Origin of the sequence: Lolliginicoccus suaedae, from assembly GCF_008312885.1 — a bacterium.
In the GTDB taxonomy this organism is placed as follows: domain Bacteria; phylum Actinomycetota; class Actinomycetes; order Mycobacteriales; family Mycobacteriaceae; genus Lolliginicoccus; species Lolliginicoccus suaedae.
Map to the genome: position 1 here is coordinate 375,162 of NZ_VSSO01000003.1, position 13,158 is coordinate 388,319.

The 13,158-nt window shown below is 68.8% G+C and carries 13 protein-coding genes; 9 read left to right on the top strand and 4 right to left on the bottom strand.

Annotated elements, in window-relative coordinates; genetic code table 11:
• Positions 1 to 45 precede the first annotated feature (45 nt).
• Positions 46 to 1,050, top strand: coding sequence for a cutinase family protein (locus FXO18_RS10850; protein WP_149361123.1), 1,005 nt, complete (start codon positions 46 to 48; stop codon positions 1,048 to 1,050).
• Here the strand turns inward: FXO18_RS10850 and FXO18_RS10855 are convergent.
• Genes FXO18_RS10855 through FXO18_RS10865 form a run of 3 tightly spaced genes read right to left on the bottom strand, consistent with a single transcriptional unit; the run spans position 1,031 to position 3,209 of the window.
• Entirely contained in the window at positions 1,031 to 1,714 is a 684-nt protein-coding gene (locus FXO18_RS10855) for a GntR family transcriptional regulator (RefSeq protein ID WP_149361124.1), read from the bottom strand. The genes FXO18_RS10850 and FXO18_RS10855 overlap by 20 nt on opposite strands.
• The gene (locus FXO18_RS10860) at positions 1,695 to 2,459 is read right to left on the bottom strand and encodes a maleate cis-trans isomerase family protein (RefSeq protein ID WP_149361125.1); all 765 of its coding nucleotides are present in this window, start codon (positions 2,457 to 2,459) and stop codon (positions 1,695 to 1,697) included. Before FXO18_RS10860 ends, FXO18_RS10855 begins: the two co-directional genes overlap by 20 nt.
• Positions 2,460 to 3,209: a maleate cis-trans isomerase family protein gene (locus FXO18_RS10865; protein ID WP_149361308.1), complete on the bottom strand. Its 750-nt coding sequence runs from the start codon at positions 3,207 to 3,209 to the stop codon at positions 2,460 to 2,462.
• Between the two features lie 87 nt (positions 3,210 to 3,296).
• On the opposite strand from FXO18_RS10865, the gene FXO18_RS10870 reads away from it, so the two are divergent.
• From FXO18_RS10870 to FXO18_RS10880, 3 genes are all read left to right on the top strand, one after another.
• On the top strand, positions 3,297 to 4,268 hold the full coding sequence (locus FXO18_RS10870) for a D-2-hydroxyacid dehydrogenase (protein WP_149361126.1): 972 nt from the start codon (positions 3,297 to 3,299) through the stop codon (positions 4,266 to 4,268).
• A gap of 9 nt (positions 4,269 to 4,277) precedes the next feature.
• Positions 4,278 to 5,651: an amidase gene (locus tag FXO18_RS10875; RefSeq protein WP_149361127.1), complete on the top strand. Its 1,374-nt coding sequence runs from the start codon at positions 4,278 to 4,280 to the stop codon at positions 5,649 to 5,651.
• 279 nt (positions 5,652 to 5,930) lie between these two features.
• On the top strand, positions 5,931 to 6,401 hold the full coding sequence (locus FXO18_RS10880) for an FABP family protein (protein ID WP_235900609.1): 471 nt from the start codon (positions 5,931 to 5,933) through the stop codon (positions 6,399 to 6,401).
• Between the two features lie 25 nt (positions 6,402 to 6,426).
• Here the strand turns inward: FXO18_RS10880 and FXO18_RS10885 are convergent, their stop codons facing one another.
• Complete coding sequence (locus FXO18_RS10885; RefSeq protein ID WP_149361309.1) at positions 6,427 to 8,256, bottom strand: acyl-CoA dehydrogenase; 1,830 nt, start codon at positions 8,254 to 8,256, stop codon at positions 6,427 to 6,429.
• A 191-nt stretch (positions 8,257 to 8,447) separates the two neighbouring features.
• Between FXO18_RS10885 and FXO18_RS10890 the strand changes: the two genes are divergently transcribed.
• From FXO18_RS10890 to FXO18_RS10910, 5 genes are all read left to right on the top strand, one after another.
• A complete protein-coding gene (locus FXO18_RS10890; protein ID WP_149361129.1) occupies positions 8,448 to 9,161 on the top strand; it encodes an ABC transporter ATP-binding protein in 714 nt (237 codons plus the stop codon).
• Positions 9,162 to 9,203: 42 nt separating this feature from the next.
• Positions 9,204 to 9,941 carry an ABC transporter permease gene (locus FXO18_RS10895; protein WP_149361130.1) on the top strand — a complete coding sequence of 246 codons (738 nt, stop codon included), beginning with the start codon at positions 9,204 to 9,206 and terminating at the stop codon, positions 9,939 to 9,941.
• A 37-nt stretch (positions 9,942 to 9,978) separates the two neighbouring features.
• Positions 9,979 to 10,656: a TetR/AcrR family transcriptional regulator gene (locus tag FXO18_RS10900; RefSeq protein WP_149361131.1), complete on the top strand. Its 678-nt coding sequence runs from the start codon at positions 9,979 to 9,981 to the stop codon at positions 10,654 to 10,656.
• A gap of 188 nt (positions 10,657 to 10,844) precedes the next feature.
• Positions 10,845 to 11,642 carry a VOC family protein gene (locus FXO18_RS10905; protein ID WP_149361132.1) on the top strand — a complete coding sequence of 266 codons (798 nt, stop codon included), beginning with the start codon at positions 10,845 to 10,847 and terminating at the stop codon, positions 11,640 to 11,642.
• A gap of 157 nt (positions 11,643 to 11,799) precedes the next feature.
• Positions 11,800 to 13,053: an IS30 family transposase gene (locus FXO18_RS10910; RefSeq protein ID WP_407936463.1), complete on the top strand. Its 1,254-nt coding sequence runs from the start codon at positions 11,800 to 11,802 to the stop codon at positions 13,051 to 13,053.
• Positions 13,054 to 13,158 lie beyond the last annotated feature (105 nt).

The window sequence follows — 13,158 nt, forward strand, 5'->3', positions numbered from 1 at the left end:
AATCCTCAGCATCATCCCCGGTAGCCTCCTGGATAATGGGGCGCAATGCTCCCCATCACTGACTGGCGCGGCCCGCGGACCGAGGCCACACCGCCGCGCGGCCGGATCCGGCGCTGCGCCACACGGACCGCCGTGCTTGCTATCGGCGCGATGATGGCAGCCAGCCCCTCGGCCGCGGCGCAGGTCAGCGACGATGAGCCAGAACCAACAGCCCCCGGGCAGCAACTCGACGCGATGATCGGCGAGTCGTGCGCCGATACCTATGTGCTCGGGGTGCGCGGGTCGAACGAGCCGCCGAAGGGCGCGGCCGCCACCACTGCGCCGGGAAGCGTCGTGTACCCGGAGGGCACCGAGGGGCTCGGCATGGGGCCAACCGTGCACGCGTTCTTCGAGTCCTTCGGCACCTACCGGGCACGGTCGGGCGAGTCCGTGCCCGCTGGCTTCGGAATCGACTATCCGGCGGTGCGGGTGGGCGAGGGACTGTTGCTCTACCCGATGGTGTACCGGGATTCGGTGGATGCGGGCGCGGCGAACCTGCGAGGCGCCCTCGAGCAGATCAGCGCGGCATGCGGAGACAGTGGCACCGAAGTGGTGGTGGCGGGCGTCTCGCAGGGCGCCGATGTCATCAACACCGCCCTGGCCACCGAGCAGGGACAGGGCACGGACGCGTTCGGACTGGTGACGCGGATCGTGCTGTTCGGCGATCCGAGCCGCTCGGCAGCGCAATCGACGATCACGGCGGGCGCCGAGCGGGGCGAGGGCATCTTCCGCATGGTTCCGCTGAGCGGCTTCGGGCAGGACGGCTGGATGGCCAGCAACCCGCGGGTGATCTCGGTGTGCATCCCTGGTGATTCGGTCTGCGACCCGGCCAGCGATCCGGCGGACGCGGGCAATGTCACCGGTGCCGACGGGATGTCACCGTTCGACCGGCATCAGGCCTATATCGATCCCGGCGTGCAGCTGCGCTGCCCGGGCACGAGCGACGATGGCGCGTTCCTCGATGGCACGAGCTGCGCGGCGTCCCTCGTCGCTATGCCGACGTCTCGCTGACGCTGGCTCGCTGGAGGCGCAGCCGCGTCACGGCATCCGCCATGTGGTGGGCGAGCAACTGGTACGCGATCTCCGGCGGCCCGGCCCCGATGGCGTCGCGCAGGCAAGAATGCTCCGTGACCTGCTCATGGACATCGGCATAGGTTGTTTGCAGCGCGCCGAGGCACATGCGGGTCTCGATGAGCAGGGTCCGGGCGGCACGCACGAGCCGCGGGCTGGCGGAGCTCTGCACGAGGACCTCGTGGAACTGCTGGTCGGCGTCCGATACAGCGGCCGCATCGCCCCGGTCGGCGGCCGATCGCATCATCTCCACCGCCGGTCCGAGCGCGGCGTGGGTGGCCTCGCGCCGACCGTCGAGGATGCGGCACAGCGCGCCCCTCTCGATGGCCGCGCGCGCGAAGTACACATCCTCGATGTCGTCCATCGTCAGCTCGATGACGAAGATGCCGCGGTGGCGGATGCTGTGCAGCAGCCCCTCGGAGACGAGTCGTTGCATGGCCTCGCGGACGGGGCCGCGGGAGACATCGAACGAGGCGGCGAGGTCTGCCTCGCCGAGCTGCGCGCCTGGTGCGAGCGCGCCCCTCATGATGGCGATGCGGAGCCGGTCGGCGATCAGTTCCGCCGTGGATTGCCGGGCGACGGGTTCAAGATCGAACATCGTCATGGTGGGGCCTTTCCTGGAACAGCGTTCCGAGCGCGGGCTGCACCGCCGTGATCCCGGCCAGGCGCAGTGCTTCCCAGATGGTCACCTGGTTGGCGGTGAGGACGGGCTTGCCGAGCGTGGACTCGAGGCGGGGCAGCACTCCAATGGTGTGCATCGCCGTGTCCGGGATCAGCAGGGCCTGGGCATCGGCGTGGTCGTTGGACGTAGCGAGATCCAGGACCTGGTCGGGGGCGAGGGTACCAACCTCGGCGGCGGTATCGATACCCGCGCTGGACATGCGCACCACCTCGATGCCCGCCGCAGCGAGGAATTCCACGAACAACCGAGCGACATCATCGGGATAGCTCGCGGCGACCGCGACCCTGGTGATCCCGAGCGACCGGGCCGCATGGACGAACGCGTAGCTGGTCGACGACGCTGCCGTTCCTGCTGCCTGCGCGAGCCCCTCGACCTGGCCTGGAGCACCGTCGGGCCCGTAGACGAAGCTGCCGGATGTGCAGGCCCAGATGACCGCAGCAGGCTGGGCATCGGCCAGCAGGCTGGCACCGTGGGCGAGCTTGTCCGGGCTGCCGAGATCGAGCAGCTCCGGGACGGCGTGCAGATCAGTGCCGTAGATGTGCTCGACCCGCAGCGCGACGTCGGCCCCAGCCTCGCGGAGCAGGTTCTCGGCGAGCGGGTAGTCGTCCTCGGCGGCGTGGTCCGGGTAGATGAAGCCGAGCGCGGTGGCGGCGGTGGTGGTGCTCATTCACTCTCCCTGGAATACGTCGCGGAGCCATTTGCCGGGCCCCATCATGGGTAGCTTCATGTGGCCGAGGCAGGCCCACATGGACAGCTGGTTGGCGGTGAGGATGGGCTTGTTGAGGTGGTTCTCGAGCGGCTCTATGAGGTCGTAGGTGGGCAGATTGGTGCAGCTGACGAAGATGGCCTCGGACTCCGGGGTGTCGGCCTGGACGATGCGCTCGGCGATGGTGCGGTAGTTGACCTTCCAGATGCCGCCGCCGAGGCCGAGGTGGTCGGACTTGAGGACATCGACGCCGAGCTCTCCGAGGAAGTCGTGGAGCCGCTCGGTGAGGGGGGCGTCGTACGGGGTGATGACGGAGATGCGGCGCAGGTTGAGGTGCTCGAGCGCCTCGGCGAGTGCTCCGCTGGTGGTGATGGCGTCGGGGGCGCCTGCCTCGAGCATGGCTTCGCGGAGCATCCGCTCGTGCTTGACGCCGTTGACGAAGCTGCCGGAGGTGCACATGTAGGCGACGACCTCGGGCTCGACATGCATGATGTCGCGGGTAGCGGCCTTGATGAGCTTGGTGTCGGAGACGAGCTCGGCCATGGCGCAGCTGACCTCAACGTCCTCGTAGGGCGTGCGCGCCTGGTGGAGGCTGACCTCGAGGGGCAGCCAGCGCCAGAGCTCGCGCTCGAGGGCCATGTCGAAGGGCGCGATGATGCCGACCCCGCGCTGCGCGATGGGGCCTTCGAAGTCGGGGAGGTTGAGTTCCAACACGGGCCCTCGCCTTCACTCGGTGGTGTTCCTTCTGCATTTAAGCAGATTGTTGACAATCATACGAGTGCCTCATACGGTGTCAACGTGACCGAGAACCCCATCATCACGGTCCTCCACGGCGACACCCGGCCCGACGAGGACCTCCTCGCCCCAGTCCGTGAGCACGCCACCCTCCGCTACACCACCGCCGAGGAACTCCCCGAGAACCTCCCTGGCGCGCGCATCCTCTTCGCCTACGACTTCTTCAGCCATGCCGTGCCCGAGGCCTGGCCCGAGGCCGACGCCCTCGAATGGATCCACATCGCCTCCGCGGGCGTCGAGCGCTTCATGTTCGACGATCTCTCTGCCAGCAACGTCGTGGTCACCAACTCGCGCGGCATCTTCGACCCGCACATCGCCGAGTACGTCCTCGGGCAGATCCTCTCCTTCGCGAAGGACTTCCCCGGCTCCCTGCGCCTGCAGCAGGAGCGCGAATGGCAGCACCGCGAGTCCGAGCGCATCGCCGGCAAGCATGTCATCGTCGTCGGCACCGGCCCCATCGGCCGGGCCATCGGGCGCCTCCTGCGCGCCGCTGGGATGAAGGTCACAGGTTCCGGCCGACGCGCCCGCGACAATGACCCCGACCTCGGCACCATCATCGCGCAGGAGGACCTCCCCGCCGCGCTCGCCACCGCCGACTACGTCGTCTCCATCGCGCCGAGCACCCCGCAGACCCGCCACATGTTCAACGCGGAGATGTTCGCCGCCATGAAGCCCACCACCCGCTTCATCAACGTCGGCCGCGGCGACCTCACCGTCACCGACGACCTCGTCGCCGCGCTGCGCGACGGCACCATCGCCGGAGCCGCGCTCGACGTCACCGATCCCGAGCCGCCACCGACCGACCACCCGCTCTGGGAGCTCCACAACGTAATGATCACCCCGCACAACGCCGGCGATGTCGTCGGGTGGCGCGATGACCTCACCAGCCTGTTCGTCGAGAACTTCCAGCGCTGGACGCGCGGAGCCGAGCTTCTGAATATCGTTGACAAAGAACGTGGTTACGTCCCGGGCTAAGGAGCACGCATGAACCCCACAGAGCTGACCGCCACCGAGCTTGTCACCGCCTACACCGCGGGCTCGCTCTCCCCGGTGGAGGCCACGCAGGCCGTGCTCGACGCCATCGACGCGCGCGACCCAGAGATCAACTCGTTCTGCCTCGTCGACAGCGAGCGTGCCCTCAAGCAGGCCAAGCAGTCCGAGGAGCGCTACCGCCGCGGACACGTCAAGGGCCTGCTCGACGGCGTGCCCATCTCCATCAAGGACATCTTCCTCACCAAGGGCTGGCCCACCCTGCGCGGCTCGCAGTGCATCGACCCCGACCAGGAATGGATCACCGACAGCCCCATCACCGCGCGCCTGCGCGAGGACGGCATGGTCTTCGTCGGCAAGACCACCACGCCCGAGATCGCCTGGAAGGCCACCACCGATAGCCCCCTGACCGGCATCACCCGCAACCCCGCCGACCCGAGCAAGACAGCCGGAGGCTCCTCCGGGGGCAGCGCCGCCGCGGTCGCCGCGGGCCTCGGCCCCTGCTCCGTCGGCACCGATGGCGGGGGCAGCATCCGCATCCCGGCCTCGTTCTGCGGCATCGTCGGCTTCAAGCCCACCCACGGGCGCATCCCGATGTACCCCGCGAGCCCGTTCGGGCCGCTCGCGCACGGCGGACCGATGACCCGCACGGTGGAGGACACCGCCCTGCTGATGGACATCATGTCCCTGCCCGACCCCCGCGACCCCACCTACCTCGGACCCACCTTCACCACCTATCGCGGACAGATGAACCGCGACGTCCGCGGGCTCGGCGTCGCCTACTCCAAGAACCTCGGCTACATCACCGTCGACCCCGAGGTCGCCAGCCTCGTCGATGCCGCTGTGCGCCAGCTCGACGAGGCCGGGCTGCCCGTCACCGAGACCGATCCTGGGTTCAGCGACCCCCTCGAGGCGTTCGAGCTGCTCTGGGCCGCCGGTGCCGCCGCCCTGCTCGCCGGGTTCCCCGAGGGATCGCGCGACAAGGTCGACCCCGAGCTCGGCAAGGTCTGGGACGCCGGCAACAGCTACAGCGCGGTCGAGTACCTCGAGGCGCGCGCCGTCGCCGCCCAGCTCGGCATCACGATGGGTAACTTCCACAACATCCACAACCTGCTCATCACCCCGACCATGCCGATCACCGCCTTCGAGGCCGGCCACGACGTGCCCCCGGACAGCGGGATGAAGTCCTGGGCGCAGTGGACCCAGTTCAGCTATCCGTTCAACATGACCCAGCAGCCCGCCATCAGCATCCCCGTCGGCACCACCAAGGCTGGGCTGCCCGTCGGCCTGCAGATCGTCGGCCCCCGCCACTCCGACGACCTCGTGCTCGCCGTCGCCCGCTACGCCGAGCACGTCCTGTCGGTGTAGGGGTCCGGGGGCCTAGCGCGCGGGCGCGGGTCCCTAGCGCGGGTGCGGGCTCTTCACGCGGATGATTGTGCGAAAAACGACACGTTTCCTTACGGGAGCTGTCGTTTTTCGCACTCTCGCGGGTTCGAGCGGGTTCGAGCGGGTTCGCGCAGGCTCGAGCGGGGCGAACCGCGGCCCGAACCAGACTGACCGCGCACCGAACCGCCGCACCCCGCCCGCACCACCCGGTCGAGTCGATACCCTCGAGGCAGGCCCCCGACCAGCCCCTGGGAGATGACGATGACCAGCCCCACCGATCCGCTTCACGAGCTCGCCGCCCTCGCTGGGACATGGCATGGCACCGGCCATGGCCACTACCCCACCATCGAGGAGTTCGACTATCGCGAGGAGATCGAGCTCGTGCCGTCGGGTGGCAAGCCGTTCCTGTTCTATCGCTCCCGCACCTGGAACCTGCGGACCGAGCAACCCATGCACACCGAGTGCGGCTACCTGCGTCGCACCCCGTCGGGCAGCATCGAGTGGTTGCTGAGCCAGCCGACCGGGTTCACCGAGATCCATGCGACGCGCTGGCACGAAGGCGTGCTGGAGTTCCATCCGGTGCGCATCGAGCGGTCGGTGGAGGCAAAGCCCGTCCATGATGTACGTCGCAAGCTGGTGCTCGACGGAGATCGCCTGGTGTTCGACATGTGGATGGCGCATGCCGAGACGCCCCTGACCCATCACCTGCACGCGGAGTACGCGCGAGGTTAGAGGCAGGGGCGTCCAGGGCAGTCGGCTAGAACGCGGCCTCGTCGAGCTCCATGATCGAGTTGTCGAGGCTCGCGAGCACCGAGCGGGTGGCCGAGATCATCGGGAGCACGTTGGCGGCGAAGAATCGCGCGCTCGCGATCTTGCCCTGGTAGAAGGCGGTATCGCGCGCGCCGGAGTCGATCGCGGCGTGGGCGATCTCGGCGTGGCGGAGCAGTTGCCAGCCGATGATGAGGTCGCCGACCGCCATGAGCAGCCGCACCGAGCCGAGCCCGATGGTGTAGAGGTTGCCGGGCTCGTCCTTGGCTCCCATGAGGTGACCGAACATGACGCCGAGCATCGCCTGCACGTCCTCGAGGGCAGCGCGCAGCTGGTCGCGCCCCTGAGCGAGGCGCTCGTCGGCTTCGGGGCTGTCAAGGAACGCTGTGATCTGCCCGGCGATGTGACCGACGGCGACGCCCTGGTCGCGGGCGATCTTGCGGAAGAAGAAGTCCTGCGACTGGATGGCGGTGGTGCCCTCGTAGAGGGAGTCGATCTTGGCGTCGCGAATGTACTGCTCGACGGGGTAGTCCTGCAGGAAGCCGGAGCCACCGAGCACCTGGAGCGATTCGGACAGCAACTGGTAGGCGCGCTCGGAGCCGACGCCCTTGACGATGGGCAGGAGGAAGTCGTTGACGCGCGCGGCCATCTGCTCGTCGGCGCCGGAGACTATCTCGGCGACGGCGGGGTCCTGGTGGGCTGCGGTGTAGAGGTACACGGCACGCAGCCCCTCGGCGTAGCACTTCTGCAGCATCAGCGAGCGACGCACGTCGGGGTGGTGGGTGATGGTGACGCGCGGGGCGTCCTTGTTGGTCATCTGGGTCATGTCGGCGCCCTGCTCGCGCTGCTTGGCGTAGTCGAGGGCGTTGAGGTAGCCGGTGGAGAGCGTCGCGATGGCCTTGGTGCCGACCATCATGCGAGCTTCCTCGATGACGCGGAACATCTGGGCGATTCCGTCATGCACGTCGCCGACGAGCCAGCCGACGGCGGGGGTGCCGTGCTGGCCGAACGTCAGCTCGCAGGTGGCGGAGGCCTTGATGCCCATCTTGTGCTCGACGCCGGTGACGAAGACGCCGTTGCGCTCACCGGGCTCGCCGGTCTCGGGGTCGAAGTGGTACTTGGGCACGAGGAACAGCGAGAGACCCTTGGTGCCGGGGCCCGCGCCCTCGGGCCGCGCGAGCACCATGTGCATGATGTTCTCGAAGAGGTCGCCCGAGTCGGCGGAGGTGATGAAGCGCTTGACGCCGTCGATGTGCCAGGTGCCGTCGGGCTGCTCGGTGGCCTTGGTGCGGCCCGAGCCAACGTCGGAGCCAGCATCAGGCTCGGTCAGCACCATGGTGGCGCCCCAGTTGCGGTCCACGGCGAGCTTCGCCCAGCGCTTCTGCTGCTCGTTGCCGATGCCGTGGAAGATGTCAGCCCCCTTGGGCCCGGCGAGATACATGTAGGCGGTGGGCTGGGCACCGAGGATGAGTTCCTTGATGGCCCAGCCGAGCATGGAGGGAGCGGGCTCTCCGCCGATCGCGGGGTCGAGGCCGATACGGAAGTACTCGGCCTCGTGCCAGGTCTTGATGGCCTTGACGAGGCTCGCAGGCAGCTCGACGCTATGGGTGGACGGGTCGAAGACGGGCGGGTTGCGGTCGGCATCGGCGAAGGGGTCAGCGATGGGCCCCTCGGCGAGCCGCGCGGCCTCGGTGAGGATCTCGCGGACGGTGTCGCTATCGAGATCGCCGAAGGTGCCGGTGGCGAGCACATCGCCGAGCCGGAGCGATTCGAACAGGTTGAACTCGAGGTCGCGCACGTTGCTGCGGTAATGGCCCACCGGTTGTTCCTTCGTCTCGATCAAGTCGTCCGCGCCACCGGGATCTGGCGGCACGGTTCACACTTTTGGCGACGGGGGCGTGGTTACGCAACCGTAGACGCGTTAGGTAGTGCATTGCGCGGCACCCATTGCCTGCGCGCGGACCACCGCGCTATCCTTATTTCAACACCGTTGAAATAAGGATGCGCGCCATGACCACAACCGCCATCACGGTCGACGGCCTCACCGTCCACCGCGGGAAGCACCCCGTCCTCCACTCGCTCGGCTTCGCCGTCCCGGAGGGCACCGTTGCTGGGCTGCTCGGCCCCAGCGGCAGCGGCAAGACCACGCTCATCCGCGCCCTCGTCGGCGTGCAGATCATCAAGTCGGGCACCATCACCGTCCTCGGGGACACCGCTGGCTCACCGTCGCTGCGCGGCACCGTCCGCTACGTCACCCAGGACGCCAGCGTCTACGACGACCTCACCATCGCCGAGAATGTCCAGTACTTCGCGTCGCTCTACGGATGCAGCCACAACGACGTGCAGCAAGCCATCGACGCCGTCCACCTCGATCACCTGCCCGGGACCAGGACCGTCCGCGACCTCTCCGGCGGCCAGCGCACCCGCGTCACCCTCGCCTGCGCGCTCGTCGGTACCCCCCGCATCCTCGTGCTCGACGAGCCCACCGTCGGCCTCGACCCAGTGCTCCGCGAGGACCTCTGGAGCATGTTCCACCAGCTCGCCGAGGAGGGGACCACCATCCTCGTCGCCAGCCACGTCATGGACGAGGCCCGCCGCTGCGACCGGCTGCTCTTCCTGCGCGACGGCCACCTCATCGCCGATGACACGCCCGCCGCCATCCGGCGCGCCACCAGCCAGGACGACCTCGAGGATGCCTTCCTCGCCCTCGCCCACCGCGGCTGAATCCCCCGCGCCACGCCACCGCCCGCACGCCCGGAGGCCACCATGAACATCCGCATCCTGCTCGCCACCACCCGCAGGGTCCTGCGCCAGCTCGGCCGCGACCACCGCACCATCGCGATGATCCTGCTGCTGCCCAGCTTCCTGCTGACCATCCTCTACTTCATGTACGAGGACAACGCCATGCTGTTCCAGGGCATTGCCACGATCATGCTCGGCATCCTGCCGTTCACCGTCATGTTCCTCATCACCAGCATCGCCATGCTGCGAGAACGCACCTCCGGCACGCTCGAGCGCCTCATGGCTTCCCCGCTGCACAAGCTCGACCTGCTCTTCGGCTACGGCCTCGCGTTCGGCCTCGCCGCCACCGCCCAGGCCGCCGTCACCATCACCGTCGCTTACTTCGCGTTCGACGTCCGCCCCACCGCTGGCACCGCGCTCGTCGCGATCGTGGCCATCGTCAATGCCCTCCTCGGCGTCTCGATCGGCCTTTTCACCAGCGCTTTCGCCCGCACTGAGTTCCAATCCGTGCAGTTCATGCCGCTGATCGCTTTCCCGCAGATCCTGCTGTGCGGGCTGTTCGTGCCCCGCGCGGAGATGAATATCGTGCTCCAGCACATTAGCGACGTGCTCCCGCTGACCTACGGCGTCAGCGCGCTCCAGGAGATCGCCTCGCCCTCCCCCGCCACCGCCGAGATCTGGACCGACATCGGCATCGTGGCCGGGGTCGTCGCGCTCGCCCTCGCGCTCGCCGCAGCCACCCTGCGCCGACGCACGCCGTGACCCTGCGCCTCCGCGCACCGTGACCAGGAAGGACAGCATGCCCGAGCAACCGCCACCCAGCCAGCGGGGACGCCGACCTGGCGACCCCGCAGAGACCCGCGAGAGCATCCTCGACGCAGCACGTGCACTGTTCGCCGAGGACGGGTTCGACAAGGCCAGCATCCGCCGCATCGCTGCCCGCGCGAAGGTCGATCCGGCGCTCATCCACCATCACTTCGGCAGCAAGCAGGAGCTGTTCATCGCGGCGATGCGTGCCCCGGTCAACCCCGTCGACATCGTGGAAGGCATTGTCGATGGCCCCTCCGCGGAGCTCGGTCACCGCCTCGCCCAGGTTTTCGTCAGCGTGTGGGACTCCCCCGCCGGAACAGGCCTCGCGCACACCCTGCGCGCGGTGCTGGCCCAGGACGGCATGACCATCGCGATCCGCGAGTTCGTCAACCATCAGCTCGTCCCCGTCCTCATCACCGCTCTCGATGGCGACGAGCAGGAGCGGCGCCTCCGCGCCAACCTCGCGCTCTCGCAACTGCTCGGCCTCGCCGTCACTCGCTACCTCGTGCGCATCGAGCCGATAGCCAGCGCTCCTGCCGCAGAGGTGATCCGCAAAATCGCGCCTACCCTGCAGCGCTACCTCACTGGGCCGCTCGACAGTGGGGCGCTCGACACTGGGGCACTCGACACTGGGCCGCTCGACACTGGGCCGCGTGACAAGGCGTGATGCGGGCTGCCGCCGCTCCCGGGCTCGAGCCGGCGGTCGAGGCAAAGCGCAGGACCCGATTCTTCGCCAAGCCGTCGCGCGGCCGTAACCCATCCAGGGATTCTTGTCGGACCGCCTGCGTAACGTGCATCACAGGGAGAGCTTCCCGCCGCACCCTCTCCCGCACGCACGCTTGACGAGGAGGAATCATGACGATCCGGGATAGAGGCTGGCCGGCTGGAACCCCGTGCTGGGCCGACTGCGCGGTCGATGACGTGCCGCGCGCCAGGGAGTTCTACGGAGCCGTGATGGGCTGGGACTTCGAGGAGACAGCGCCCGAGACTGGTGGCTACCTCATCGCGCGCAAGAACGGGCACGTCGCCGCGGGAATCATGGGGAAGCCAGAGGGCATGGAACAGATGCCGTCGGCATGGACGACCTATCTGGCTACCGACGACGTGGACGCGATCGCCGAAGCCGTCACCGCCAACGGTGGACAGGTCCCGGTGGCGCCCATGGACGTGATGTCCGAGGGCCGCATGGCGATCATCGTTGATCCGACGGGAGCGTTCGTCGGCCTGTGGCAGCCGATAAACCATGCGGGAGCCGCGCTGGTCAACGAGCCCGGTGGCATGTGCTGGAACGAGTTGCAGACCCGCGACATCGACGGTGCGAAGGATTTCTACGCGAAGCTCTTCGGCTACACCTACAAGGATCTCGGCATGGACGAGGGCATGACGTACTTCGTCGCCGAGATCGATGGGGAGGGTGTCGCCGGAATGATGCTCAACGACATGGCTCCCGCCGAGGTGCCGCCGATGTGGCAGGTCTACTTCGCCGTCGAGGACTGCGACAAGGCCGTCGAGGCTGCTACCAGCCTCGGCGCCACCATTCTCATGCCGCCATCGGACAGCCCCTACGGCCGGATGAGCTTCGTGCAGTCGCCGCAGGGCGAGACCCTCGGCCTCGTCGACATGTCCACCACCGTCGGCGAGATGCCCGCGTAGCGTCGTCATTTGGTGCCTGCCGCGATTCCGGGCTCTGAGCGCCGGGCCGCCGGGCCGCCGGGCCGCCGGGCCGCCGCGAGTGTGCGATTAACGACAGCATTTCCGCCTTGGGTTCAAGGGGTGGTCGCAACACCTTCTAGCAGAAGAGGTGTTGCGCATGGATGCACGTCGCGGCCGTCCACGGGTGCCCGCCGAGCACGAGAATCGGTTCTGGGCCAGCATCCGCGAGGGCCGGGGAATCGAGGACGCCGCCGCTGCCGCTGGCGTGTCCCGGGTGAAGGGGCGAGCATGGTTCTGGGACCGTGGCGGAGTGATGCCACCAGCCACGGCGGGCCAGCGGGCGCGGTCGCTGGGCTTCGCCGAGCGCGAGGAGATCGCGCTGCTCGCCGCGCGCGACCACGGGGTCCGCGAGATCGCCCGGCGGCTCGGCCGGGCCCCGAGCACGATCAGCCGGGAGCTGCGCCGGGTCACCCACCGGCGCTCGCCCGCTGACCGGCACCGCATCCCCTACCGGGCCTCGACCGCGCAGGCCGATGCCGACGGCAGGGCCCGCAGGCCCAAGCCGGCCCGGCTCGCGGCCTGCCTGCCGCTGCGCCGCGAGGTGCAGGACCGGCTCAAGCGCAAGCACAGCCCGGAGCAGATCGCCGGGCGGCTGCGCGAGGACTTCCCCGACGATCCGGAGATGTGGGTGTCGCACGAGACGATCTATCAGGCCATCTACGTGCAGGGCCGTGGCGCGCTCAAGCGCGAGCTCGCCCGCAGCCTGCGCACCGGGCGGGCGGTACGCAGGCCACGCCGCGGGGCCGGGCAGCGGCGCGGCCGGATCCCGGGCATGGTCAACATCGCTGAGCGGCCCGCCGAGGTCGAGGACCGGGCCGCTCCGGGCGACTGGGAGGGCGATCTGATCCTCGGGTCGGTCGCGTCGGGCTCGGCGATCGGCACGCTGGTCGAGCGGGCCACCGGGTTCGTGCTGCTGCTGCACCTGCCCGGCGACCACGCCGCGGGCACCGTCGCGGACGCGATGATCGCGAAGATGGGCGGGCTGCCCGGGCAGCTGCGCCGCTCGCTGGCCTGGGACCAGGGCAGCGAGATGTCCGACCATGCCCGCATCGCTGGGGCGACGGGGCTCGACATCTACTTCTGCGATCCGCACTCGCCGTGGCAGCGGGGCAGCAACGAGACTCCCCCAAGCACTGGCGTGCAGGGAGGTGCCCCCACCAACGGGCTGCTGCGCCAGTACTTCGCCAAGGGCTCGGACCTGTCGCGGTGGGGGCCGGGCTACCTCGACATGGTCGCCGCCGAGCTCAATGACCGGCCCCGCAAGCGGCTGCGCTGGGCCACCCCTGCCGAGGCCCTCGCTAGGATGCTGTCCGAGGAACCGGATCCACCTGGTGTTGCGACGACCACCTGAATCCACCCGCCAGAACGTGTCGTTTCTCGCACACTCGCGGAGTGGTCCGCGCGACGGGAGGCCGAGAGCGCACACTCGCGGAGTGGTCCGCGCGCCTCGGGAAAA